This is a genomic window from Embleya sp. NPDC056575 (genome assembly GCF_042793325.1).
In the GTDB taxonomy this organism is placed as follows: domain Bacteria; phylum Actinomycetota; class Actinomycetes; order Streptomycetales; family Streptomycetaceae; genus Embleya.
On sequence record NZ_JBHTVA010000014.1, the window covers coordinates 130,705 to 156,156 of the forward strand.

Genomic DNA, 25,452 nt, shown 5'->3' on the forward strand with positions numbered 1-25,452 from the left:
CTAACAGTGCCTGTGTAGTCTAGGCAACAACCTAGAGGGTCTAGGAAGTGAGAAAAACACCGGGGTGCGATGATCGGCGCCTCGACGGAGGGGGCGGGTTGGCGCGCAAGGGACTGACCGCGGAACGGGTGACCAGGGCGGCCGCGGATCTGGCCGACGAGGTCGGCTTCGAGAACATCACCCTGACCGCGCTGGCGCGCGGCTTCGGGGTGAAGGACGCGAGCCTGTACTCCCATGTGCGCAACCTTCAGGAGTTGCGGGTGGGGATCGCCCTGCTGGCCGCCGCCGAGTTGGCCGATCGCATCGGGGCGGCGGTGGCGGGCCGGGCCGGCCGGGACGCGCTGACGGCGTTCGCCCGGGCGTACCGCGACTTCGCGCTGGAGCATCCCGGTCGCTACGCGGCCACCCAGGCGCGGATCGATCCGGCCCTGCTCGCGTGCTCCGACGGCCACCGGCGCAACGTCGACTACACCTACGCGATGTTGCGCGCCTACGGTCTGGAGGAACCGGATCTGACGGACGCGGGGCGGCTGTTGCGCAGCACGTTCCACGGTTTCGCGGTCCTGGAGGCCAACGGCGGGTTCGGCCACGTGCGCCCGCCGGGGGAGTCCTTCGAGCGGGCCGTACAGGCGCTGCACGCCGCGCTGGAGCGGTGGCCCGACTGAGTGCTTGCCCGAGCGGCCGGCGCGCGGTTCGATCATGGTGCCCGGCGGCGGGTCGCCGGTCGGGCGGCACCGGGTTCGAGGGAGGCGTGTGGTGACGAGGTACGTGGCGCTGTTGCGCGGGATCAACGTGGGCGGACACCGCAGGGTGCCGATGGCGGACCTGCGCCGGGTGCTGACCGGACTCGGCTTCACCGAGGTGCGCACGCTGCTGCAGAGCGGGAACGCGGTCTTCGCGGCCGTCGAGCGGCCGACCGACGACATCGTGGCGACGATCGAGGCGGGACTGGCCGCCGAGTTCGGGTTCGCGGTGGACGTGATGGTGCGCAGCGACGCGCAGTGGCGGGCGGTGGTGGCGGCCAATCCGCTGGAGGTGCGCGATCCGGCGAAGCTCGCGGTGGCGTTCCTGCGCGCGCCGTTCGACCCGGCGGTGCTGGCCGGGGTCGATCCGGCCGACTACGCGCCGGAGGAGTTCAGCGCCGGCGGGCGCGAGTTGTACATGTACTTCCCGGACGGCCTCGGCAAGGCGCGGCTGACCCCGATCCTGTCCCGTCGGCTCGGCGACGGGGCGACCGTGCGCAACTGGAACACGGTGATCAAACTGCTCGCGCTGCTGGAACCGGCGACCTGAGCCGACTGCCCCGGTGCCGGGGCAGCCGGAAAACGCGGTGTCGTCCGGATGACGCGGAGCCGCCCGAAAACATTGCACAATTTTATGTGCACAGATTAATGTGCACTCATGGGACAGACGCCGGAACGCCGCGAGGTCACCGAACTCGAAGCGCTGAAGGCACTCGCCCATCCCCGGCGGCAACGGATCATGCGACATCTGGAGGTGGACGGTCCGGCCACCTCCGCGACGCTGGCCCGCTCGCTGGACCTGAACACCGGCGCGACCAGCTACCACCTCCGGGAACTGGCCCGACACGGCTTCGTGGAGGACTTCGACGACCCCGAGGCGCACGGCCGGGAGCGGTGGTGGCGCGCCGTGCGTCGGGACCTGCGGTTCCCGCCGCGCGGCGAACAGAGCGCCGAGGTCCGCCCGGTGGTCGACGAGATGACCCGCCTGGTCTTCGCGGCCGACCTCCGGGACTTCCTCGACGCGAGCACCGCACCCGAGGCCGAGGAGGAGATGGACATGCCGTATTCGCGCGGCACGATCCACGTCACCCAGGCCGAACTGGGCGAGTTCTTCGAGGAGTACATCGCCCTGCTGAACCGATACAAGCGCACCGGCCCGCTGCCCGAGGGGGCGCGGGCGGTGCAGACCCGGTTCTTCACGTACCGGTCCCCGACCGGGGCGGGGACGAACCTGCCCGGGACGGACACACCCGGGACCGGCGAGCCCGAGACGGCGCGCACCACCACCACTCCCGACATCCGAGACAAGGGCGACGCCGCACCATGAGTTCCCACGAGCAGATACCCGAAGCCGTGTCCCTGATCGGAGTCGGACGCGTGCACGGCAAGGGCACCGCCGCCGTCACCGCGCTGAGCGACGTCACCGTCGGCATCCCCCGCGGCGGCTTCACCGCGGTCATGGGCCCCTCCGGCTCCGGGAAGAGCACGTTCCTGCAATGTGCGGCCGGTCTGGACCGGCCGACCAGCGGCACCGTGCGGCTCGGCGAGACCGACCTGTCCGGGCTGAACGAGACCGGCCTGACCGAACTGCGCCGCGAGCGCGTCGGCTTCGTCTTCCAGGCGTTCAACCTGATGCCCTCGCTGACCGTGCTGGAGAACATCACGCTGCCGCTGCGCCTGGCCGGCCGCAAGGCGGACCGCGAGTGGCTCGCCGAGATCGTCCGGCGGGTGGGCCTGACCGGGCGTACCGAACACCGCCCGGCCGAGTTGTCCGGCGGCCAGCAGCAGCGCGTCGCGATCGCCCGTGCGCTGGTCACCCGGCCCGAGGTGGTCTTCGCCGACGAACCCACCGGCGCGCTGGACACGGTCACCGCCAAGGAGGTGCTGGTCCTGCTCCGCGACACGGTGGACACGATGGGGCAGACCGTGGTGATGGTCACCCACGACCCGGTCGCCGCCTCCTACGCCGACGACGTGCTGTTCCTCGCCGACGGCCGGATCACCGACCGGCTCGCCGGGGCGAGCGCCGAGCGGATCGCGGACCGGATGACCCATCTGGGCGCGTGGGCCGCCTGATGCTCTTCCTCGCCCTGCGTACGCTGCGCGCCCGAAAAGGCGGCTTCGTCGGCGCGTTCGTCGCGCTGATCTGCGCCGCCGCCCTGGTCACCGCGTGCGGCGCGCTCCTGGAAACCGGCCTGCGCGGCGACATCCGCGTCGAACGCTACGCCGGCACCGACACCGTGATCACCGCCGACCAGAACCTGCACTGGACCAAGCACAAGAAGGGCAAGACGAAGGTCAAGTCCAAGCCGCTGACCGAGCACGCCTGGCTGGACGCCGCCGCCGTGGACCGGCTGCGCACGATCCCCGGCGTGGAGGTGGTGCCCGAACTGACCTTCTCCGCCCACGTGCTCACCGCCGGCGGCCGGGCCCTGGACACCGACGACAACGCGTGGGGGCACGCGTGGGAGTCGGCGCGGCTGACCCCGTTCGGGTTGCGCGCGGGACGCGCTCCGGCTGCGGTCGGCGAGGTCGTGCTGGACGCGGACCTGGCCCGGCGGGCCCGGGTCGAGGTCGGCGGCACGGTCACCGTGCAGGCCGGACCGGCCCCCGGCGCCTACCGTGTGGTGGGCGTCGCGACGCCGCCCGGTCGGGACGCGCTGGCCCGGCAGGCCACCGTGTTCTTCGGCGCCGAGGACGCCCGGCGGCTGGCCGGACACCCCGGACAGGTCGCGGCGGTGGGCCTGTTCCCCGCCCCCGGCGCGGACCCGGGCACCGTGCGCAAGGCCGCGAAGACGGCCCTCGCGGGGACCGGCGCGCAGGTACGGACCGGTACCGATCGTGGCCCCGCCGAGTTCCCGGCGGCGGCCAAGGCCCGGGTCACCCTGATCAGCCTCGGCGGCGCGCTCGGCGGCACCTCGCTCCTGGTGGCCGTCCTGGTCGTGGTGGGTACGTTCGCGCTGTCCATCCAGCAGCGCCGGCGCGAGATCGCGCTGCTGCGCGCGATCGGGGCGACGCCCCGGCAGATCCGGCGCATGGTGGGCCGCGAGGCGCTGGTGGTCGGCCTGCTCGCGGGCGCGCTCGGCGCGTTCGCCGGACTCGGCCTGGCCCGTTGGCTGCACGGGCGGTTCGTGGCGTTCGGCGCGATGCCGGACACGCTGGAATTGAAGCTCGGCCCGTTCCCGCTGATCGGCGCGGCACTGCTGACCCTGGTCGCGGCCTGGACCGCGGCCCGCGTGTCGGTCCGGCGCGCGGCGCGGGTGCGGCCCACCGAGGCCCTGGCCGACGCGGCGATCGAACGGCCCCGGGTGGGCGTCGGGCGACTGATCGGCGGGCTGATCGCGGCGGCGGGCTACGCCGTGTTGTTGCTGGTGCTCAGCGGGTTGGACACCGAGCCCAAGTCCACCCCCGTCACGTTCCTCACGGTGATCCTGGCCGCCGTCGCGATCGCGCTGCTCGGTCCGATCGTGGCCCGCGCGGCGACCGCGGTGTTCGGCGCGGTGGTCGGGCGCCTGTCGCCGGTGAGCGGCTTCCTGGCCGCGCGCAACGCCCGGGCCGCGGCCGAGCGGGTGGCCGCCGTGGTCACCCCGTTGAGCCTGGCGGTGGCGATGGCCTCGACCATCCTGTTCACCCAGACCACCGCGAGCCACGCCGCGCAGGAGCAGGCGAAGGCGGGCACGTTGGCGTCGTACACGCTGGCCGCCGGCCCCGGTGTACCGGGCCGGGCGGCCGACGCGGCGCGCGCGGTGCCCGGGGTCGAGGTGGTCACCGAGGTGCTGCACACGCTGGTGCGGGCCGGCCAGGACAAGTTCCCCGCCCAGGGCGTCACGCCGCAGGGCCTGGAGCGCACGCTCGACTTGAAGACGAAGTCCGGATCGTCGGCGGCGATGACCGACACCACGGTCGCGGTGAGCGACCTGGCCGCCAAGACCAAGGGGGTCGGGGTCGGCGACGACCTGAAGGTCACCATGGGCGACGGCGTGGTGGTCACGCTCAAGGTGGTCGCGGTCTACGAACGCGGCCTCGGCTTCGGCGACCTGACCCTGCCGTACGCGGTGACGGCGGCGCACGTGGACCGGCCCGCCGCCGCGGCGGTGCTGATCTCCGGGACACCCGCGTTGTCCCGGGAGCCGCTGCGGCGCGCGATGGCCGACTTCCCCGGGGTCCGGGTGCTCGACCGCGGCGAGGTCGAACAGGCCCGGCGGGACCAGGCCGGCACCCAGGCCCAGGTCAACTATGTCGCGATGGGGCTGATCATCGCGTTCACCGGGATCGCCGTGGTGAACACGCTGGTGATGGCCACCTCGGCCCGGCGGCGCGAGTTCGCGCTGCTGCAACTGGTGGGCACCACACGCCGACAGGTGATGCGCATGTTGCGCTGGGAGACCGGAGCGGTGGTCCTGCTCGCCGCCGGGCTGGGTTCGCTGGTTGCCTACGCGACGCTGACCGCGTACAGCATGGGCATGACCAAGAGCGCGTCGCCCTACGCGCCGCCGCTGACCTACGCGACCGTGGTGGTCGTGGCGGCGGTGTTGGCGCTGGTCTCGACGGTGGCGCCGGCGAGGGTCGCGCTGCGCAAAAACCCGGCGGACACGATGGGGTTGCGCGACTGATCATCGCGTGAACGGGGGAGCGCCGGCCGGGCCTCGGGTGGCCCGGCCGGCGTTGTGTGGTGGGGGAGTCGGAACGGTCGAACGCCTCGGGCCCGCCCCTCCGTGTCCCCGATTCCCACGGGGTTTCGAACGCGGCTCCGGCCGTTCGCCGTCGGGGAGCGGGGTGGGGTTGAATGGCGGTTCTTGTCGGTGGGGTCGGGAGACGGTGGCGTGGAGATTTGGCTCAATCCGGCGTGTTCGAAGTGTCGGGCCGCCGTGGATCTGTTGGACGCGGAAGGCGCCGCCTACACCGTGCGGCGGTATCTGGAGGAGCCGCCGTCCGTGGCGGAGATCGAGGCGGTGCTCGGGCGCCTGGGGCTGGAGCCCTGGGACATCACCCGCCTCGGGGAGGCGGTCGCCGCGGGGCTCGGCATCGCCGACTGGGGGCGTGAAGCCGGGGATCGGGGGCGCTGGGTCGCGGCGCTGGCGGCGCATCCGGTGTTGCTCCAGCGGCCGATCATCACGGCCGACGACGGTCACACGGTGGTGGGACGCAGCCCCGAGGCGGTGCGCTCGGTTCTCGGATGAGGGCGGATGCTCGTCGGAGCGAGGGGAAAATCAAGACATTTTTCCGATTTGAGGTGATTTTGAGTGATTACGTCCTAACGTAGCGTCATGATCCTCTCGGTGGCCTCGTACTTCGTGGTCGCGGCGATCGCTCCTTGGCTGGTTCGCCGTCTCGGGCGCAACGCCTTCGTGGTGCTCGCCGCGCTGCCGGTCGCGACCACCGGCTGGGCGCTCGCCCAGGCCGGCTCGGTGTTCGACGGCCACGCCCTGGTCGAGTCGCGGGCGTGGATTCCCCAGCAAGGCGTCGCGCTCGCCTTCCGGTGTGACGCCCTGGCACTGCTGATGGTGTTCCTCGCGGCGGGCGTGGGCGTACTCGTCCTTGTCTATTGCGCGCGCTACTTCGACGACGACGAGCCCGGGCTCGGTGCCTTCGCCGGGGTCCTGGTCGCCTTCGCCGGCGCGATGATCGGGCTGGTCACCACCGACGACCTGATCCTGCTGTACGTGTTCTGGGAATTGACCACGGTCTTCTCCTACCTGCTGATCGGCCATCGCAGCGAACACCGGGGCTCGCGCCGGGCCGCGATGCAGGCGCTGACCATCACCACCTTCGGCGGCCTGGCGATGCTGGTCGGGCTGATCCTGCTCGGCGAACGAGCCGGCACCTACCGGCTCTCCGAGATCCTGGCCGATCCGCCCGGCGGCACGCTCGTGACCACCTCGATCGTGCTGATCCTGGTCGGCGCGCTGGCCAAGTCGGCGATCGTGCCGTTCGGATCCTGGCTGCCCGCCGCGATGGCGGCGCCCACCCCGGTCAGCGCCTACCTGCACGCGGCCGCGATGGTCAAGGCCGGCGTGTACCTGATCGCCCGGCTCGCCCCGGGTTTCGCCGAAGTCGCGCCCTGGCGGCCGATCGTCCTGATCACCGGCTGCGTCACGCTGCTCCTGGCCGGGTGGCGCGCGCTGCGCGAGAACGACCTGAAACGTGTCCTCGCCTACGGAACGGTCAGCCAACTCGGCCTGCTCACCGTGGTCACCGGCGCCGGCAACCGGGACGCGGCGCTCGCCGGCATCGCGATGCTGGTCGCGCACGCCCTGTTCAAGGCCACCCTGTTCCTCGTGGTCGGCATCATCGACCACGGCGCCGGCACCCGCGACCTGCGCCGACTGTCCGGCCTGGCCCGCGCCATGCCGGTCACCTGCCTGGTCGCCGCGGTCGCGGCGCTGTCCATGGCCGGACTGCCGCCGACGGTCGGCTTCGTCGCCAAGGAGGCGGTGTACGAGGCGTTCCTGGACCGGGGCCGGGCCGACACCGCCGTGCTCGGCGTCCTGGTCGCCGGATCGGCGCTGACCGCCGGCTACAGCCTGCGCTTCGTGTGGGGCGCCTTCGCCCGCAAGCACGGCGTGCCCACCACCACGTGCGCGCCCGTGGGCGGACTGCTCCTGGCCCCCGCCCTGCTGCTCGGCGCGAGCTGCCTCGGGCTCGGCCTGGCCGCGCCCTCTCTCGACCACTGGATCTCCTCGTACGCCGACCTGTTCCCGGCCGACGGCACCGACTACCACCTGGCCGTGTGGCACGGCCCCGGCATCGCGCTGAACCTGTCGACCGCCGCCGTCTGCCTGGGCATCGTGCTGTTCCTGGCCCGCGAGCCGGTGGTACGGGTACAACTGGCCACCGCGCGGGTCGAGCCCTCGCGGCTGTACGACCTGCTGGTGCGCGGCGTCGATCGGGGCGCGTTGCAGCTGACCGGCACCACCCAGCGCGGGTCGATGCCGGTGTATGTCGGGGTGATCCTGCTCAGCCTGATCGCGACCACCGCCGCCGCCGCGCTCGGCCGACTCCCGCTGCCCTTCCCGGACACGCCGCGCTGGTGGGACTCCGCCGCCCAGGTCGTGGTCGCCCTCCTGGTCGTGGCCGCCGCGCTGATCGCCGCCGGTACCCGGGGCAGGCTGCCCACCGTGCTGCTCGTCGGCGTCACCGGCTACGGCTGCGCGACGTTGTTCGTCCTCCAGGGCGCCCCCGACCTCGCGCTCACCCAGGGCCTGGTGGAGACGGTCAGTCTGGTGGTGTTCCTGCTGGTGCTGCGCCGACTGCCCGGCCGCTTCCGCGACACCATCCGACCCGTGCGCCGCGCCGTGCACATCGTGATCGCGGTGCTGACCGGCGGCGTGCTCGCGAGCGTCGCGGTGTCGGCGTTCGCCGCGCGGACCCGGCCCCCGGTGTCCGAGGCGTTCGCCGCCGCGGCCGAGGAGGCCGGGGGCAAGGAGATCGTCAGCGTGCTGCTGGTGGACATCCGGGCCTGGGACACGATGGGCGAGATCGCGGTGCTCGCGGTCGCCGCGATCGGGGTGACCAGCCTGATCTTCGTGCGCCGGACCCGGGAGTTGCCCCGGCTCGTCGACCGCGCGGCCGACGCGCCGCCGCCGCCCGCCGACGGTGACGACGCGCGTCCGGGCCACGAACCCGAGCCGGCCGGCCGCCTGGTCGCCGCCCGCACGCTCGCCCCCGGGCGGCGCACCGTGCTGTTCGAGGTGGTCGCCCGGGTGGCCTTCCCGACCGTGCTCGTCCTCTCCCTCTACTTCCTGTTCAGCGGCCACTCCACGCCGGGCGGCGGCTTCGCGGGCGGGATCACCGCCGGACTCGCGCTCCTGGTGCGCTACCTCGCCGGCGGCCGGTACGAACTGGCCGAAGCCGCGCCGCTGCCCGCCGGGCGGCTGCTCGGCACCGGCCTGGTGGTCTCCGCCGGCGCCGCCCTGGTCGGCCTGATCGTCGGCGGCGCACCGCTGCGCAGCACCGTGCTCGACGCCGATCTACCGGTCTTCGGCGGCGTGCACATCGCGACGTCGGTGTTCTTCGACATCGGCGTCTACCTCCTCGTGGTCGGCCTCGTGCAGGACGTGCTGAGCGCGTTGGGCGCGGAGTTGGACCGACGCATCGAACAGACCCACGACCCCGACGCCGAACGGACGGTGATCGTATGAAAAGCCCCACCCTGATCCTGGTACTCACCGCGGCGGTCCTGGTGGGCGTCGGGGTGTACCTGATCCTCGAACGCAGCCTCACCCGCGTGCTCCTGGGCGTGGTGCTGATCGGCAACGGAGCCAACCTGATCGTGCTCTCCGGCGGCGGCCGCGCGGGCGGCGCGCCGGTGCTCGGCGTGACCCTCCCGGGTCGGATGAACGACCCGCTGCCCCAGGCGATGGTGCTGACCGCGATCGTGATCACCCTCGCGGTGACCGCGTTCGTGTTGTCGATGGTGCACCGGCACTGGGAGTTGACCGGGACCGACGAGATCCAGGACGACGCCGAGGACCTGCGCGTGGTGCGCCGCGCCGAACGCGGCGACCTGCGGGCCGAACACCGGCGGCTGCGGCGCGAGTTGCGCGAGCAGACCGCGGCCAGGGGGGCGGTGGTGCGCAGGCTCGCGGTCGAGGCGCGGGCCAACTACGCGGCCGAGTGCCGGCGGCTCGGCGTGGACGAGCGCGGGCACGGCGGGCAGCCCGAGGAGCAGCGGATCGCCCGCGAGCGGCGCGCCGAGCTGCGCCTGCGGCTGCGCGGGATCAAGTCCGAACACCGGGTCCAGCAGCGCGAGTTGCGCGCCCGCTTCCGGGCCGCGCGGCGTGAGTTGAACCGGCAGGCGCGGGCCGAGCGCGCGGCCGTGGCGCGGGCGGACGGCGTGGTGGACGCGGTGCCGGACACCGAGTTTCCGCGCGAGACGACCACGATCGGGTCCGGTCACGGCGCGACGGCGTTCCGGCCGGACCGGGGCGGCGACCACGTCGGGAACGAGCCGCGCCGATGAATCACCTGGTCCCGCTGCCGGTGCTGCTGCCGCTGTTCGGCGCGGGCCTCAAGCTGGCCATCGGCGGCCGGCTGCCGCGGGGCCAGCGGGTGATCAGCGTCGGCGTGTTGACCGCCGTACTCGGCGTGGCCGTCGCGCTGCTCGTGTCGGCCGACCGGGACGGTCCGGTGGTGGCGCGGATGGCGGGCTGGCCCGCGCCGACCGGCATCGTGCTGGTGGCGGACCGGCTCTCCGCGCTGATGCTGGTGATCTCCTGCGCGGTCACCCTGGGCGTGCTGATCTACTCGATCGGCCAGGGACGCGCGGACGAGGACGAGGCCACGCCGCTGTCGGTGTTCCACCCCACCTACCTGATCCTGGTCGCCGGCGTGGCCGACGCGTTCCTGGCGGGCGACCTGTTCAACCTGTACGTGGGCTTCGAGGTGCTGCTCGCGGCCAGCTACGTGTTGTTGACCGTCGGCGGCACCGCCGCGCGGGTGCGCGCGGGCGCGGGCTACGTGGTGGTGGGCCTGCTGTCCTCGCTGGTGTTCCTGGCCGCGATCGCGATGGTGTACGCGGCCACCGGCACGGTCAATCTGGCCCAGCTCGCGGTGCGGTTGCCCGAGGTGGACCCCGGGGTGCGGTTGATCCTGGAGTCGATGCTGCTGATCGCGTTCGGGGTCAAGGCGGCGGTGTTCCCGCTGTCGGCGTGGTTGCCCGACGCGTACCCGACCGCGCCCGCGCCGGTCACCGCGGTGTTCGCCGGGCTGCTGACCAAGGTCGGGGTGTACGCGATCATCCGGGTGCAGACGCTGCTGTTCCCGGACGGGCGGGTGCGCGAACTGCTGCTCGTGGTCGCCGCGGCGACGATGATCGTGGGCATCCTGGGCGCGATCGTGCAGAGCGACCTGAACCGGTTGTTGTCGTTCACGCTGATCAGCCACATCGGCTACATGGTGTTCGGGATCGCCCTGGCGAGCGCCGCGGGGCTGGCCGGGGCGGTGTTCTACGCGGTCCACCACATCACCGTGCAGACCTCGCTGTTCCTGGTCGCCGGGCTGATCGAGCGGCGCGGCGGAAGCACCGACCTGGGCCGGCTCGGCGCTCTGGCCCGGATGTCGCCGGTGCTCGCGGTGTTGTTCTTCGTGCCCGCGATGAACCTGGGCGGGATTCCGCCGCTGTCCGGATTCCTGGGCAAGTGGCTGTTGTTGCGCGCGGGTGCGGAGTTCGGCACGGTCACCTCGTACGTGCTGATCGGCGCGGCGGTGGCGACCAGCCTGCTCACGCTGTACGCGATGGCCCGGGTGTGGGGGCAGGTGTTCGGCGGTACGGCCGACCACTCGGGGGCGACCGCCTACTCCTCGGGCGCGAGCCTGAGCGGGCGCGATGTCGCGGCGACCACCAGTGTGCTGCCGCGCACGATGACGGTGGCGACCTGCGCACTGGTGGCGATGGGGTTGGCCTTCACCGTGTGGGCCGGCCCGCTGGTCGCGCTGGCCGATCGTACGGGGGCCGAACTGGTGGACCGCTCCGCCTACGTCGACGCCGTCCCGCTGCCCGGCGGGGTGCACCGCAGCGGAGGCCGATGAACGCCACCCGGGTCGACGCGGCGCGCCGCCGACGGCGCGTCTCGCCGCTGCTCGTGGTGTGGCTGACCGCCGTGTGGGTGGCGCTGTGGGGCACGTTGACCGTGGCCAACGTGCTCACCGGGGTGGTGTCGGCGGTGCTCATGCTCGTCCTGTTGCCGCTGTCGCCGGCGCGGGATCGGCTCGCCTTCCGGCCCTGGGGGCTGGTGCGCTTCGTGCTGCGCTTCGGGCTCGACCTGGTGGTGTCCTCGCTGCGCGTCGCGTGGCAGGCGCTGTGGCCGGGCAGGTTGCCGCGCAATTCGGTGCTCGCGGTGGAACTGGCGCCCCGCTCCGACCTGGTGCTCACCCTCACTGTGCTGGCCTTGAACGTACTGCCCGGCAGCATCGTGATCGAGATCGATCGGGGCCGGTCGACCACGCTGTTCATCCACGCGCTCGGCGCCGACACACCGGCGGCGGTGGTGGCGGCCCGCCGGGCGGCGCTGCGGTTGGCCGCCCGCGCGGTCGGCGCGTTCGGGACCCGCGCGGACCGCGCCGGGTCGGAGGATCCGTCCCTGTCCGCTCGAACTCCCGGAGAGCACCCATGAATCCATTCGTCGGCGGCACCGTGATCGTGCTGCTCGGCTCGGCCGCGCTGATGGCGCTGATCCGGCTGGTGCGCGGGCCGTCCACGCTGGACCGGGCGGTGGCGGTGGACATGCTGCTCGCGGTGATGTTGGCCGCGATCGCCGCCGAGGCGACGCTGAACCGGCACACCACCACCGTTCCGGTGCTGCTCGCGCTCGGCCTGGTCGGTTTCCTGGGCTCGGTGTCGATCGTGCGCTTCTCCGCCCGGGAGGGGAGCCGACGTGCGCGCGGGTGAGTTCGCCGACGGCGCGGCGGTGGGCTGCCTGCTCGCGGGCTGCGCGCTCGCCTTCGTCGCGGGGGTGGGCCTGTTGCGCTTCCCGGACACCCTGTCGCGGATGCACACCGTGGCCAAGCCGCAGGTGCTCGGGCTGCTCCTGGTCACCCTCGGCCTCGGGCTGCGGCTGCGCAGCGGGATCGACGTCGGGATGCTGGTGATGGTGGCGTTCTTCCAACTGACCACGGTCCCGGTGGCCACCCACCTGGTGGGCCACGCGGTGTACCGCCTGCCGCACCTGCCGACCGGCGACCTCGTCGTCGACGAACTCGCGCACCGGCCAGACCCGGCGGGTTGATCCGGATCCGGACGGTGCTCGTGGCGCCGCGCGGTCGGATGATCGGGGGATGGTCGGATTTCACTCCGATGGCCGGGGTTGGTGCGTCGGTTCGTTGGATACCCGGGACGAGACGACCATCCCGGGCGCGGCCAGCCGAGAAAGGAATCCACGATGAATCCCGAACCCCGCGAGGCAGCCGGCCGGCCAGGGTGCGGTCGTGCCCCGAACGGCGGTTGAGTCGTGGCGGAGCGGGTGGCCGTGGTGGCGGTCGGCGGGCACGAGAGCGCGCACGGCGCGGCGCTGCCGGGACTGCTCGGTCCCGAGGTGACCCCGGTGGCCGCCGGCCGCCGGACGCAACGGGCGGTGTCCGTGCTGCTGGACCGCGGGGCGGACCGGGTGTGCGTGGTGCCGATGACGCTGGGTCGGGACGCCGGGCTGCTCGCGGAGACCACGCGGACGCTGCGCGCGCTGCCGGCGGCGGAGCGCTCGCGGGTGGTGCTCGGCCGGCCGTTCGGCGGCACCGGGCAGCTGATCGGGTGGTTGCGCGCGGCGGCGGCGCGGGTGCCCGCGCGGGCCGCGATCCTGGTCACCGCGCCGGCGGGGGGACCGGACGAGGACGCGGAACTGTACCGACTGGCCCGGCTGGTGTGGCAGTACGGCACCCACCGGATCGTCGAGGTCGCGCTGATCGGCGGCGACCCGGACCTGGGCCGGGCCCTGGAGCGCTGCCGCGTGCTCGGCGCGGCCCGTACCGTCGCGATCCCCGCCTCGTTCGTGCTGCCGCCGGTGCCGGGCGTGGCCCCGTTGTTGTCGAAGGCGACCGCGGCCGGCATCCTCGCCGCCCGGGTCGCCCTGGCCGTGGACGGCTTTCGCCCTCGGGCCCGCACGGCCGAGCCCGCCTGATCCGCGCGACCGCGCGCGAGACCTCCGCCGGCCGGGAACGACGGTGGGAGCGGCGGCGGGCCCTTGCCCCCACCCCCACCGTCGTTCGGACGCGCTCGGGCGACCTGGTGCCGTTCACGTTCCTCGGGGCTCGGCTACGGCGGCGCCGCCGATGCCGATAGGTGCCCGTGTGCCGCGGCGCCTGTCGTGCGCGGTGTCGCCGGCACGGGGCGGTCGACGCGCGTCACCCGTCAGTACGTCAGGTCCTTCTGGTCCGTGATCAGCTTCCCGCTGATGCGCAGGTTTCCGTCGGAGTCGAGGACCGCGATGATCTTCTTCGTGGAGCCGTGGTACGTCGTGAAGTAGATCTTGTCCGCCTCCTGGGAGGAGGAGTGGTTCGTGTTCACCGACAGCTCGATGCTCACCGGCGAGCTGATCAGCACGTCCTTCTTGGGCGAGGTCGGGTAGACCTGGTTCTGCCGCAGCTTGACCCGGCCGTGGGTGTCGCCCTCGTCCCAGTCCGAGGCAAGTCCGAGATCGATGTCCGCCATGAGGCTTCCTCTCTTGTCCCCGGCGGGTCGTGTCTCCTCTCGGACATCGACGCTGTTCCGTGCCCGACGTCCGATCGTGCACGCCCGCCCTCCAGTGAAGAGCCTTGCTCGGCCGAGGTGACGCGGTACGTCACCCGGACCGAGCACGAACGTACACAGGCGGTTCGCTTGATGGCGTCGAGTTCCGCATCATTGGCTTGTTTACTGAATATCAACGGCTTTTCGGTCAAGCGGTGCGCATTGACACGTGTCGTATGAAGAAGGCGCCGGCCGGTCAACACGCCGAGGCGGAGTGGGTGCGGAAGAGGTCGAGGGTGGCCGGGCACTGCGAGTGCAGCGGTACGGGCGGAGCGTCGGGGGTGAACCAGGCCAGGGCGTCGAACTTGTGGGGTTCGCCGATGGTCGCCCGCTCCGGGTCGACCCGGACCGCGAAGACGACCGCGACCCAATGCGACGCGATCGGGTCGCCGCGCAGGACGTTGCGGGCGCCGAGGGGCTCGATGGACAGCGGCTCGGTGCCGTACTCCTCGCGCACCTCGCGCGTGACCGCCTCCTCGAACGTCTCGCCCCACTCCAGCGCGCCGGCGCCGGTGTCCCACGTGCCGGGCTCGTCCCGGGCGGCGGCCGCGCGGCGGGCCAGCAGCACCCGCCCGGCGCCGTCGTGGCAGACGAAGACGCAGGACACCGAGGGCCCGGCGGGCCGGTCCGCGGCCCGGTCGGCGGCCATCAGAAGTGCCGGAGCAGGTCGGGGAACGCGTCCAGGGTGAGCACCCGTTCGTCGTGCGGATCCAACGCGCTCTGCTCCAGGACCCAGGTGTGCGCGTTCGGGATGAACACCGCGCCCAGGCCCGCGCCGCGCGCCGGCAAAATATCCGACTTGGGGGAGTTGCCGATCATCCACGTGGTTTCCGGCACCAGCTCGTGGGTGCGCATCAGGTCGACGTATGTGTCGACGCCCTTCTCCGGCACGATGTGCGTGCTGCGGAAGTGGTGGGCCAGCGCGGAGGCGTCGATCTTGCGCTGTTGCTCCTCGGTGTCGCCCTTGGTGAGCAACATCAGGTCGTGCCGGGCGCCGAGCGCGGTGAGCGTCTCCACCACACCGGGCACCAGTTCCATCCGGCCCTCCAAGAGCGCGACCGCCAACGTGTCGATGTGCCGCAGCTCCGCCTCGGTGGCGGAGCGGGCGTACAGCCGCTCCAGCGTTTCACCCAGGCTGCGCAGGAACATCTTGCTGCCGTAGCCGTGGGTGATCGCGTTCGCGGCCTCCACGTCGTTGAGGATCGCCCGGATCTGGGTCCGGTCCAGGGTGGGGTGGGCGACCCAGTCGAGGTAGTTGTCGATGACCCGCTCGAACAGGATGTTGTTCTCCCACAGAGTGTCGTCCGCATCGAAGATCAGGACCTGACGAGGGGAGCCCGCTGTGGTGTGCATGGTTCGGTTCATTTCTGTCCGGTCGGCGATACGGCGCCGTTCATCCTAGGGCCGAAAGCCCCGCACGATCATCGGGTTATCTCTTCCGCCGGCGGATTTCGGACGGTGGCCTCGTCCCGCTCCGCGAGCAGTTCCCGGGCCCGCCGCGCCGCCGCCGCGGCCAGTCGTTCCAGCTCGCCGGCCGGGATGCCCGGGGCGGGGGCGACGCGCAGCGGCGCGGCGGGTTCGCGCACCGGCGGCGGGTCGGCCGGCAGGGCGTCGACCGCACGGTACGCCGCGCGCGCGTCGATCCCGGCCGCGTCGTCCGTTTTCGTGGTGGGACGCGGCTGCCGCGCGCGCAACCGCTCCAGCACGGCCGGCTCGTCCCGGCCGCGCAGCAGCAACAACACGAACGGGTCCGCGTCCAGCAGCCAGGCCGTCTGATAGCCCAGGGCGGCGCCGTGCCGACACGGCAACTCCCAGTCGGGGCAGTCGCATTCGTGATCCAGCTCGTCGATGCCCGGCAGCAGGGACACGTCTGCGTCCGCGGCGGCGGCCACCAATTCGCGCGGCAACTCCCGCTCCAGGAGCGCGGCAAGGTGCCCCGCCTCGGCGGCCACCTGGTCGAGCAGGCGCTCCCAGCGCGCGTCGTCCAGTGGCTCGATCCGCACCTCGGTGCGGTACGACGTGCCGTCGGCGTCGGACACGCGTGCGGTGATTCGGCCCGGTGCGATCGTGATCGGCCCGACCCGGCCTGAGGCGGCGTACGCGCGGCCGTCGCGCAGCGGCCGGCCGTCCAGCGCGGCGTGTTCGAGGGCTTCCGTCCAGGCGCGGCCCCACCAGGTCCGGCCCGCGAGGCCCTGGGCGCGGCGCGGGGCGAAGGCGGGAAAGGCGCGGGCCGACGCGGCGGCGGTCATCGGGCACTCCTCAACCGGACCAGGTCGGCGAGTTCGGTGTCGGAGAGTTCGGTCAGCGCGGTCTCGCCGTGGGCGAGCACGGAGTCGGCGAGCGCGCGCTTGTCCCGCAACATCTCGGCGATCCGGTCCTCGATGGTGCCCTCGGCGATGAACCGGTGCACCTGCACGGGTCGGGTCTGCCCGATCCGGTACGCCCGGTCGGTGGCCTGCTCCTCCACGGCGGGGTTCCACCAGCGGTCGTAGTGCACCACGTGGTCGGCGCGGGTGAGGTTGAGGCCGGTGCCCGCGGCCTTGAGCGAGAGCAGGAAGACCGGGACCGCACCCTCCTGGAACCGGGTGACCAGCGCGTCGCGGCGGGCCACCGAGGTGCCGCCGTGCAGGAGTTGGTTGCCGATGCCGCGGGCGGTCAGGTGGGTGCGCAGCAGTCGGGCCATGGCCACGTACTGGGTGAACACCAGCACCGAACCGTCCTCGGCCAGGATGGTGTCCAGCAACTCGTCGAGCAGTTCGAGTTTGCCGGAGCGGCCCGCGAGGCGGGGCTCGGGCTCCTTCAGATATTGGGCCGGGTGGTTGCAGATCTGCTTGAGGCCGGTGAGCAGTTTGACGATGCGCCCGCGCCGGGCCATGTCGGAGCCGGCCGCGTCGAGTTCGGCCATCGCCTCGCGCACCGCCGCCTCGTAGAGTCCGACCTGCTCGCGGGTCAGCGCCACCGGCTGGTCGGTCTCGGTCTTGGCCGGCAACTCGGGCGCGATGCCCGGGTCGGACTTGCGGCGGCGGAGCAGGAACGGCGCGACCAGCCTGGCCAGTCGCTCGGCGGTGGGCCCGTCGCGGTCCGCCTCCACCGGCTTGGTCCAGCGTCGGCTGAACGTGCTCGCGGTGCCGAGCAGGCCCGGGGTGGTCCAGTCCAGGATCGCCCACAGTTCGCTCAGCCGGTTCTCCACCGGTGTGCCGGTGAGCGCGATCCTGGCCCGCGCCGGGATGCGGCGCAGCGCCTTGGCGGTGGCGGAGGTGTGGTTCTTGACGTGTTGCGCCTCGTCGGCGACCACCAGGCCCCACGGCACGGCGGCCAGGCGGGCCGCGTCCAGGCGCATCGTGCCGTAGGTGGTGAGGACGAATCCGGTGGTGAGGTCGTCGAGGCTGCGGGCGCCGCCGTGGAAGCGGCGCACCGGGGTGCCCGGCGCGAAACGGGTGATCTCCCGCTCCCAGTTGCCGAGCAGCGACGCGGGACAGACCACCAGGGTCGGCGCGGCGCCGGCCGGGTCCTCGGTGTCGGCCGCGCGGTGCAGGTGCAGCGCGATCAGGGTGATCGTCTTGCCCAGGCCCATGTCGTCGGCGAGGCAACCGCCCAGGCCCAGCGAGGTCATCCGGTCCAGCCAGCGCAGTCCGCGCAGCTGGTAGTCGCGCAGTGTCGCGGCGAGCGCGGCGGGCGCGCCGATCGGCTCGCCGCCGCCGTCCGGGTCGGCGATTCGCGCGCGCAACTCGTCCAGCCATGCCGAGGTACCCACCTCGATGCGCTTGCCGGCCACCTCGATGCCGCCGGTCAGCGCACCGGTCAGGGCCTCGATCGGGGTGAGCGGCTTGATCGAACGATTGCGGGCCCTGGCCATCACGGTGGGATCGACCAGCACCCAGCGGTCGCGCAGGCGCACCACCGGGCGGTGCGACTCGGCCAGCGCGTCCAGTTCGGCGGTGGTCAACGTGTCGCCGCCGAGCGCGAGTTGCCAGTCGAAGCCGAGCGGGGTGTCGCCGCCGAGGAAGGCGCGCAGGTCCCGGGGTGCGTGGTCGTGGGCGCCGATCACGGCCTGGGCGGTGAGGTCGCGGACGAGGTCGCGGGGCCAGTGCACCTCGACGCCGGCGGCGGCGAGTCGGGCGGTCGCGGCGCCGAGCAGGGTGCCCAGGTCGTCGTCGGCGACCACCACGCGGTCCGGGACGCTCGCGGTCAGCAGCGGTTCCAGGGCGGGCCAGATCCGGGCCGCCCGGCGCAGCGCCACCAGCACGTCGGGCCGGGCCCGTTCGCCGAAGCGCGCGTCGGTGCCGGTCCACAGCGTGTCGGCGTCGACCACGGCGGTCGGGTCGGCGAGCGAGTGCGCCTGGACGATCGCCACGAAGGGCGCACGCTCGACGTCGTTGCTCTCCAGCCGCAGCGAGATCCGGACACCCCGGTCGTGCCCGGCGGCCACCCGGTCCGACCACGGGCGCAGCGCGGGCAACTTCCGCGCGGCGGGAGCGGCGAACGCGCCGTCGCCCGCGTGCGGCCCGGCGGCGGTGCGCGGCATGGTGTCGGCGACCGCGTCCAGGAAGGCCCGGACCAGCGGGGTCGCCGCCGGGAGCAGGGTGCCGCCGTCGGTCGGGATCGCCCGCGCCTCGCCGGGCATCGCGTCGGCCAGCGCCCGCACCCGCTCGACGTCGGCGGCGTCCAGCGGGCCGGCCCGCCACGCGTCGTGGTCGGCGGCGGAGAGTCCGGGCAACATGCGCCCGCGCGCCACCAGTTGCAGGGCCAGCACGGTGGCCGCGCCCCAGAACGCGGCGGCCGGATGCGCGTCGGGGGCGCGCCGGGCCCGGGAGAGCACCCGGACCGCGTCGGTGACGGGCAACCGTACGGCGGGATGGGTGTGGGCCACGCCGTCGGCGTCGAGCACGGTGATCGTGTCCGGGCCGTCCTCGTGCGGCCAGAACGCGACGGTGCCGGCGCGTGGCGGATCGGCGGGCGCGAAGGTGGCCGCGTGGCGGGTCAGGTCGAGCGGGGGGTGCGAGGCGCGGGTGGCGATGTCCGTTACTCCTGGGGTGCCGGGGACGCGGCGGGCGAGCGCCGCGAGCGGATCAGGTTCTCGACGCCGTCCAGGACCAGGCGCAGGCCGAACTCGAAGCCCGCGTCGGGGGCCTGGTCGTAGACGCCGCCCTCCCAGACCCGGGTGAGGGTGGGGAAGCGGGTGGGCCGGATCAGTTGCTCCAGGTAGGGGGTGCTCTCCGCCCACCAGTCGTCGTAGCCGGCGAGCGCGTCCCGACCGACGTCGACGGTCACCTGGGCGACGCCTCGCACGTAGCCGTCGACGAGGCCGACGACGTACGCCATCTCCGCGTCGGACAGCCCGAGGTCGGCGACCGTGCGCAGCCCCGCCTCGGCCCGGGCGGTCAGTCGCGGGCCCATCAGCAGCAGGCCGGGTCCCCACAGGCGCACCACCCACGGATGCCGGCGGGCCAACTCCCGGTCGGCGCGAGCACGTTGTGTGAGCGCCGCGCGCCAGCCGATCCCGGTCGGATCGGGCGGGGCGCACTCGCCGAGCACGGTGTCGAACATGACGTGCAGCAGCTCCGCCTTGCCCGGCACGTAGGTGTAGAGCGACATGGTGCCGACGCCGAGGCGCTCGGCGACCGCGCGCATCGACAACGCGTCGAGCCCTTCGGCGTCGGCCAGCTCGATCGCGGCGCGAACGACACGATCCACGGTCAGCCCCTGCTTCGGCCCCCGGGTGGGCCCGTCGCCCGTACGCCACAACAGCGCGAGCGTGCGCGCGGGATCCGCGTGCCCACCCCGTTCCCGTGCCACTCGTAACGCCCTTCGTCAAAAACTCCGTATGGCGTACCGTACGCTATGCGGAGTAATTCCGTACGGCGTACCGAGTTCCCTTCTTCGGTTCGGCGGTCGGCGGTCGGTGCGGTCGACGGCTGCCCGACCCGGTCAGGCCGGACCGTCGCCCCGCTCGACGACGTCCCACGCGTGGGCGAACAGTTCGGGCAGGGTCGATCGCCAGGTGTGCCGCCCCCAGACCCGGTCGCCGATCACGTGCACGCCGAGCAGCCTGGCCTTCCACATCTCCATCGGCCACAGCCACTTGTGCGTCGCCTTGGCCCAGTCGCCCGGGAGGAAGATGCCGCGCCCGGCCCGTGCGCGCTTGTCCGCGACCACCACGCCGGCCGCCTCCAGCGCGCCGGCCGCCCGCTTGTGGCGTGCGGTGTTCCAGCCGTTCCAGCGGCGCACCCGGCGATCGCTCGGGCGTTCGAGGACGAGGATCTGCAGGTACAGGGCCGCCGCGTCGGTGTCCACCGACAGCGCCTTGGCGACCCGGGCCACCGTTTCGGGCGCGGCGACGGCCGGGTCGCACTCGTACCCGCCGACCGGCAGCGCGCCGCTCGTGATGCGCTCCGTCACCCGCCTGCTCCAGTCGCCCCGGATCAGGTCGACCACGTCGCGGGCGTACGCGCCGTCGGAGGCCACCTCGCGCAGCAGCGTCGAACGTTCGTCGTCGGCGTAGAACGCGGGCCGGAAGTACAGGCGGCTCCTCGGGTCCGGGTGGCGGTCGGTGGGCTCGGCGATCGAGGCGATGGTCAGGCCGTCGTCGAAGGTCGTCGTGGTGAGTGGGATCGGGCCGACGTAGGGGCGATCGCCGAACAACTCGCGCAGCCGGTCGGCGGAGTCGCACGTCCGCGCCGCGTAGCCGGCGGCGAGGAGCAGGCCCGGATGATCGAACCGGGCGCGCAACTCGGCCAGCAGGGCGGGCAGTTGGGCCCGGACCGGGTCCCCGGCGGGCAACTCGGCGTAGATCACGGGCAGAGCGCCGGCGAGCGACTTCAGGAACTCCTCGAACCAGCGCACCCCCTGCTCCTCGCTGGTGCAGTACACCCCGCCGAGGCCCTCGGCCAGCCAGGGATCGTGGTCCACGCCGCTCAGCGGGTGGGTGGCCGGGGCCAGGAACGCGGCGCAGATTCGGGCGGCCGGGGTGTGCAGCGTGACGTGGTCGAGTTCGGCCAGCACCGCCAGCGTCTCCTCCGGCACCGGGATCGTGCGCCCGAACCGCGCCACCCACGTGGCGCCGATGCGCTCGGCGAGTGCGTCGGCGCCGGTCGGCTCCCACAGGTCGGCCGGATCGTCCGGGAGCACGCCCGCGAACACCTCCAGGCGGTCGGTCTCGGTGAGGCGGCGCAACTCGTCGCAACCGGCTTCCAGTTCGGCCGGGCCGAGGCCCAACTCCCGGCGCTGGTCCGGCTCCATCCGGGGCAGGGTGTTGATGCCCCCGGCGTTGCCGGTGAGCAGCAACGCCGACGCCGCGCGGGAGACCCCGGTCGCCTCGGCCAGTCGGCCGCCCGCGTCGGCACGCCACGGCATCGGCCCGCGGGCGCGCACCGTCTCGACCAACCGGCGCAGCCGCCCCGCGTCGCCCCAGCCGCGCGGCGCGTCGACCCACTCGACCGGCCCGCCGAACTCGGGCGGCGCCGCGTCCCCGGTCCACACCTGGAGCACGTCGCAGCGGCCGTCCCGGGGCCACGAGGTCGCGATGGTGGCCCCCCGGTCGTCGCGCACCGCCGTCGCCTCGGCGCGTGCGTTGCCGACGCGGATCCGCGCGGTCGGGTCGGCGAACACCGTGTCCGCCCACAGGTCGAGCAGCGCGAGCAGCGCCTCGCGGTGCTCGGGTTTGGTCGACGGCGCCGCCGCGCGCAGCGCGACCGCCTCGATCCGGCCGATCAGCGCCGGCCAGGACCCGTCGCCGACACAGCCCGGCCCGTCGGATTCGGCGGGCGGGGACCAGGTGCCGTCGAGGTAGCCGCCGACCCGGGTGAAGCCCGCCAGGATCTCGCGGTACCACATGCCCGAGCCGGTGACGAGGCCGCCGAGCGCGGAGGAGAACCACTGGTCACGGGGGTCGACAGTCGTATTCGCCATCCGACATGCCTATCGTGTCGCCCCGACGTCGATCCCGGCGGCCCGCGACTCCCGTGCCGCGGTGGCGGGTCGGCCCACCCGCGCCCGCTCGGCGGACGCGAGCGCGGCGCGCAGGAACTCGCCCGTCGCCGAGTGCTTTGCCTCGACCAACTCGGCCGGGGTGCCCTCGAACACGACCGTGCCGCCGTGCTTGCCACCGCCCGGACCCAGGTCGAGCACATGGTCGGCGCGCCGGATCACGTCCAGGTTGTGCTCGACCACCACGACCGTGTTGCCCGCGTCCACGAGCCGGTCGAGCAGCCCGACCAGGGTGTCCACGTCGGACATGTGCAGGCCGGTGGTCGGCTCGTCGAGGATGTACACGCTGCCCGTCTTGTGCAGCTCGCTCGCCAGCTTGAGTCGCTGCGCCTCGCCCCCGGACAACGAGGACAGCGGTTGGCCCAGGGTCAGGTAGCCCAGTCCCACCTCGACCAGCGTGGTCACCCGGGCGCGCAGCTCCGGTTCGACGAACCAGTGCACCGCCTCGTCCGCGGTCAGCGCCAGCACGTCCACGATCGACTTGCCGCGCAGGGTGTACGCCGACACCTCGTTGCGGAACCGCCGTCCCTCGCACACCTCGCAGCGGGTGGTCACCGGGTCCATGAACGCCATGTCGGTACGGATCACGCCGCGCCCCTCGCACTCCGGGCACGCGCCGGTCGAGTTGAAGGTGAACCACCCCGGGTCCACGTCGTTGGCCTTGGCGAACAACCGGCGCAGCCGGTCGAGGACACCCACGTAGGTGATCGGCGTCGAACGCGAGGTGGTGCCCACGCCCGACTGGTCGACCACCACCGCCTCCGGATGCGCGGCGACCAGGACGTCCGAGATCAGTGTGCTCTTGCCGGAGCCCGCGACGCCGGTGACCACGGTGAGCACGCCGGTGGGGATGTCCGCGTCGACGTCGCGCAGGTTGTGCAGGTTCGCGCCGCGGATGGGCAGCACGCCGGTCGCGGTGCGCACGATCGGCTTGAGCGCGGCCGGCCGGCGCAGCGCCCGCCCGGTCGGCGAGTCGGCGGTGCACAGGTCGGCGAACGGGCCCTCGAACACCACGGTGCCGCCGTGTACGCCCGCGCCGGGGCCGACGTCGACGACGTGGTCCGCGATCGCGATCACATCCGGGTCGTGCTCGACCACGAGCACGGTGTTGCCCTTGTCCCGCAACCGGGTGAGCAGGTCGTTGAGCCGCACCACATCGCGCGGATGCAGGCCCACGCTCGGCTCGTCGAAGATGTACGTCATCCCGGTCAGACTCGACCCGAGGTGGCGCACCAACTTCAGGCGTTGCCCCTCGCCGCCGGACACCGTCGAGGTGGGCCGGTCCAGGTGCAGGTAGCCGAGCCCGATCGCGACGATCCGCTCCAACGCGACGGCGGCCGGCTCTGCCACCCGACGGGCGACCGGATCGCTCAGCCCGGTGAGCACCGGCACCAGGTCGGCGATCTCCATCGCCGCGTAGTCCGGCAACGAGCGCCCCTCGATCAGCGACGCCCGCGCCGCCGCGTTCAACCTGGCCCCCGCGCAGTCCGGACACGCGCCCTCGGTGACGAATCGGGCCAGCGTCTCGCGACTCTTCTCGGCCAGCGCCGAGGTGTCCCGCTTGAGATAGAGCCGATTGAACCGGTCGACCAGACCCTCGTAGTCGATGTGGTGCCGGCCGTTGCTGTTGACGATCTCCACCTTGGCGCCGGTGCCGTACAGGAACAACCGCCACTGCTCGTCGGTGAACTCGCGCACGGGGACGTCGGTGGGGTACAGACCGTGGTGCGAGTACAGCTGCCACTGCCAGCCGCCGACGGGGAACGCGGGGTGGCGAATCGCGCCCTCCCGGATCGACCGCGACGGATCGATCAGCGCGTCCAGGTCCAGTCGTACGGTCCGGCCGAGCCCCTCGCAGGTCGGACACATGCCGCCGGGCGCGTTGAACGAATAGTGGTTGGCCGGCCCCGCCGAGGGGGTGCCGTGCCGGGAGAACAACACCCGGAGCAGCGGATGGATGTCGGTCATGGTGCCCACCGTCGAGCGGGAGTTGCCGCCGATCGGGCGCTGGTCGACGACGATCGCCGTGGACAGGTGCTCGATCGAATCGGCCCGGGGCCGCTCGTGTTTGGGCAGCCGGTTGCGGACGAACGCCGGGAACGTCTCCGCGAGTTGCCGCTGCGACTCGATGGCGATGGTGTCGAACACGATCGACGACTTGCCCGATCCGGAGACCCCGGTGAACACCACGATCCGGTTCTTGGGGATGCGGAGCGAGACATTCCTGAGGTTGTGTTCCCGGGCGCCGGTGATCACGATGTCGTCGTAGTTCATGCCGCCACGGTATGGAGGGGTCCCTGACAGGTGGTGTCAAGGATTCGCGGGCGATCCCGGATCCACCCGGGAGAGCGTCGCCGGTTTGTTGCAGGTGATGTGCAAATACCCAAGGGCGGCAACTAGGCTCGGCGCATGAGCGCTTCTCCCATCGTCCTCGGCATCGAATCGTCCTGCGACGAGACCGGGGTCGGCCTGGTCCGCGACGGCCGGCTGCTCGGCCACGCCGTGTCCACGAGCATCGCCGAACACGTGCGCTTCGGCGGTGTGGTGCCGGAGATCGCGGCCCGCGCGCACGTGCACGCGGTGACCCCGACGGTCCGGGCCGCGCTGGAGTCGGCGGGGCTGCGCCGCGGCGACATCGGCGCGGTGGCGGTGACCACCGGGCCGGGCCTGGCCACCGCGCTCCAGGTCGGCGTGGCCGCCGCCAAGGGCTTCGCGCTCGCCCTGGACGTGCCCCTTTACGGGGTGCACCACCTGGCCGGACACGTCGCCGCCGACACCCTCGAACACGGGCCGCTGCCCGACCCGAGCGTGGTGCTGATCGTCTCCGGCGGACACACCTCGCTGCTCCTGGTGCGCGACCTCGCCCGCGACCCGATCGTGCACCTCGGTGACACCCTCGACGACGCGGCGGGGGAGTGCTTCGACAAGGTGGCCCGGGTGTTCGGCCTGCCCTACCCGGGCGGCCCGGCCATCGACCGGGCGGCGCGCGACGGCGACCCCGCCTCGGTGGCCTTTCCCCGCGGACTGACCGGCCCGCGCGACGACCCGTACGCGTTCTCCTTCTCCGGCCTGAAGTCCGCCGCCGCCCGCTGGGCCGAGCGCGTGCGTGCACAGGGCGCCGAACTCCCGGTCGCGGACGGCGCCGCCGCGCTCCAGGAGGCGGTGGCCGACGTGCTGACCCGCAAGGCGGTCGCCGCCTGCCGCGCCCACGACGTACGCACCCTGGTCGTCGTCGGCGGTGTCGCGGCCAACTCCCGGGTGCGCTCGCTCGCGGCGGAACGCTGCGCCGCCGCGGGCATCGAATTGCGGGTGCCGCCGCCGCGCCTGTGCACCGACAACGGCGCGATGATCGCGGCCGTCGGCGACCTGCTGATCCGCGCCGGCGTCACCCCGGCTCCCCTCGACGTCTCGATCGACCCGTCGGCGCCGCTGGAATACGCGTCGCTGCACCCGGCGGCGCCGGCGACGCGGCGGGCGGCCGGGTAGTCCCCGACCGCCCGGCGC

The 25,452-nt window shown here is 73.1% G+C and carries 22 protein-coding genes; 14 read left to right on the top strand and 8 right to left on the bottom strand.

Annotation, left to right across the window (positions count from 1 at the left end):
- The first annotated feature begins 98 nt into the window (after window positions 1-98).
- The 13 genes from ACFRCG_RS13805 (at window position 99) to ACFRCG_RS13865 (ending at window position 13,354) form a co-directional block, all read left to right on the top strand.
- On the top strand, window positions 99-665 hold the full coding sequence (locus tag ACFRCG_RS13805) for a TetR/AcrR family transcriptional regulator (protein WP_380031169.1): 567 nt from the start codon (window positions 99-101) through the stop codon (window positions 663-665).
- Window positions 666-756: 91 nt separating this feature from the next.
- Entirely contained in the window at window positions 757-1,293 is a 537-nt protein-coding gene (locus tag ACFRCG_RS13810) for a DUF1697 domain-containing protein (protein WP_380031171.1), read from the top strand.
- Between the two features lie 108 nt (window positions 1,294-1,401).
- Complete coding sequence (locus tag ACFRCG_RS13815) at window positions 1,402-2,070, top strand: ArsR/SmtB family transcription factor (RefSeq protein ID WP_380031172.1); 669 nt, start codon at window positions 1,402-1,404, stop codon at window positions 2,068-2,070.
- The gene (locus ACFRCG_RS13820; protein ID WP_380031174.1) at window positions 2,067-2,819 is read left to right on the top strand and encodes an ABC transporter ATP-binding protein; all 753 of its coding nucleotides are present in this window, start codon (window positions 2,067-2,069) and stop codon (window positions 2,817-2,819) included. The genes ACFRCG_RS13815 and ACFRCG_RS13820 overlap by 4 nt, the downstream gene beginning before the upstream one ends.
- Complete coding sequence (locus tag ACFRCG_RS13825; RefSeq protein ID WP_380031263.1) at window positions 2,819-5,356, top strand: ABC transporter permease; 2,538 nt, start codon at window positions 2,819-2,821, stop codon at window positions 5,354-5,356. Before ACFRCG_RS13820 ends, ACFRCG_RS13825 begins: the two co-directional genes overlap by 1 nt.
- A 210-nt stretch (window positions 5,357-5,566) precedes the next feature.
- Window positions 5,567-5,923: an ArsC/Spx/MgsR family protein gene (locus ACFRCG_RS13830; protein ID WP_380031177.1), complete on the top strand. Its 357-nt coding sequence runs from the start codon at window positions 5,567-5,569 to the stop codon at window positions 5,921-5,923.
- 87 nt (window positions 5,924-6,010) lie between these two features.
- Complete coding sequence (locus tag ACFRCG_RS13835; RefSeq protein WP_380031179.1) at window positions 6,011-8,884, top strand: Na+/H+ antiporter subunit A; 2,874 nt, start codon at window positions 6,011-6,013, stop codon at window positions 8,882-8,884.
- Window positions 8,881-9,705 (top strand): Na(+)/H(+) antiporter subunit C, encoded by an 825-nt coding sequence (locus ACFRCG_RS13840; protein WP_380031181.1) that lies wholly within the window; start codon window positions 8,881-8,883, stop codon window positions 9,703-9,705. The genes ACFRCG_RS13835 and ACFRCG_RS13840 overlap by 4 nt, the downstream gene beginning before the upstream one ends.
- A complete protein-coding gene (locus ACFRCG_RS13845) occupies window positions 9,702-11,273 on the top strand; it encodes a Na+/H+ antiporter subunit D (protein WP_380031182.1) in 1,572 nt (523 codons plus the stop codon). Before ACFRCG_RS13840 ends, ACFRCG_RS13845 begins: the two co-directional genes overlap by 4 nt.
- Window positions 11,270-11,857, top strand: coding sequence for a Na+/H+ antiporter subunit E (locus ACFRCG_RS13850; protein ID WP_380031185.1), 588 nt, complete (start codon window positions 11,270-11,272; stop codon window positions 11,855-11,857). Before ACFRCG_RS13845 ends, ACFRCG_RS13850 begins: the two co-directional genes overlap by 4 nt.
- A complete protein-coding gene (locus tag ACFRCG_RS13855) occupies window positions 11,854-12,132 on the top strand; it encodes a monovalent cation/H+ antiporter complex subunit F (RefSeq protein WP_380031187.1) in 279 nt (92 codons plus the stop codon). The genes ACFRCG_RS13850 and ACFRCG_RS13855 overlap by 4 nt, the downstream gene beginning before the upstream one ends.
- Complete coding sequence (locus tag ACFRCG_RS13860) at window positions 12,119-12,469, top strand: cation:proton antiporter (RefSeq protein WP_380031189.1); 351 nt, start codon at window positions 12,119-12,121, stop codon at window positions 12,467-12,469. Before ACFRCG_RS13855 ends, ACFRCG_RS13860 begins: the two co-directional genes overlap by 14 nt.
- A gap of 222 nt (window positions 12,470-12,691) precedes the next feature.
- Window positions 12,692-13,354, top strand: a complete 663-nt coding sequence (locus ACFRCG_RS13865; protein ID WP_380031191.1) for a cobalamin biosynthesis protein CbiX — start codon at window positions 12,692-12,694, stop codon at window positions 13,352-13,354.
- A gap of 230 nt (window positions 13,355-13,584) precedes the next feature.
- On the opposite strand, the gene ACFRCG_RS13870 is transcribed toward ACFRCG_RS13865, so the two are convergent.
- The 8 genes from ACFRCG_RS13870 to ACFRCG_RS13905 form a co-directional block, all read right to left on the bottom strand.
- Window positions 13,585-13,884: a DUF6342 family protein gene (locus ACFRCG_RS13870; protein WP_380031193.1), complete on the bottom strand. Its 300-nt coding sequence runs from the start codon at window positions 13,882-13,884 to the stop codon at window positions 13,585-13,587.
- A 274-nt stretch (window positions 13,885-14,158) separates the two neighbouring features.
- On the bottom strand, window positions 14,159-14,611 hold the full coding sequence (locus tag ACFRCG_RS13875) for an NUDIX hydrolase (RefSeq protein WP_380031195.1): 453 nt from the start codon (window positions 14,609-14,611) through the stop codon (window positions 14,159-14,161).
- Window positions 14,611-15,315: an HAD family hydrolase gene (locus ACFRCG_RS13880; protein WP_380031196.1), complete on the bottom strand. Its 705-nt coding sequence runs from the start codon at window positions 15,313-15,315 to the stop codon at window positions 14,611-14,613. Before ACFRCG_RS13880 ends, ACFRCG_RS13875 begins: the two co-directional genes overlap by 1 nt.
- 68 nt (window positions 15,316-15,383) lie before the next feature.
- Window positions 15,384-16,211 carry an SWIM zinc finger family protein gene (locus ACFRCG_RS13885; protein ID WP_380031198.1) on the bottom strand — a complete coding sequence of 276 codons (828 nt, stop codon included), beginning with the start codon at window positions 16,209-16,211 and terminating at the stop codon, window positions 15,384-15,386.
- Window positions 16,208-18,979, bottom strand: coding sequence for a DEAD/DEAH box helicase (locus ACFRCG_RS13890; RefSeq protein ID WP_380031265.1), 2,772 nt, complete (start codon window positions 18,977-18,979; stop codon window positions 16,208-16,210). Before ACFRCG_RS13890 ends, ACFRCG_RS13885 begins: the two co-directional genes overlap by 4 nt.
- Window positions 18,980-18,984: 5 nt before the next feature.
- Window positions 18,985-19,758 carry a TetR/AcrR family transcriptional regulator gene (locus ACFRCG_RS13895; protein WP_380031200.1) on the bottom strand — a complete coding sequence of 258 codons (774 nt, stop codon included), beginning with the start codon at window positions 19,756-19,758 and terminating at the stop codon, window positions 18,985-18,987.
- Between the two features lie 132 nt (window positions 19,759-19,890).
- Entirely contained in the window at window positions 19,891-21,870 is a 1,980-nt protein-coding gene (locus tag ACFRCG_RS13900; RefSeq protein ID WP_380031202.1) for a hypothetical protein, read from the bottom strand.
- Between the two features lie 9 nt (window positions 21,871-21,879).
- On the bottom strand, window positions 21,880-24,222 hold the full coding sequence (locus tag ACFRCG_RS13905; protein WP_380031204.1) for an ATP-binding cassette domain-containing protein: 2,343 nt from the start codon (window positions 24,220-24,222) through the stop codon (window positions 21,880-21,882).
- A 135-nt stretch (window positions 24,223-24,357) separates the two neighbouring features.
- Between ACFRCG_RS13905 and tsaD the strand changes: the two genes are divergently transcribed.
- Complete coding sequence (tsaD, locus tag ACFRCG_RS13910) at window positions 24,358-25,434, top strand: tRNA (adenosine(37)-N6)-threonylcarbamoyltransferase complex transferase subunit TsaD (RefSeq protein WP_380031206.1); 1,077 nt, start codon at window positions 24,358-24,360, stop codon at window positions 25,432-25,434.
- Window positions 25,435-25,452: the final 18 nt, after the last annotated feature.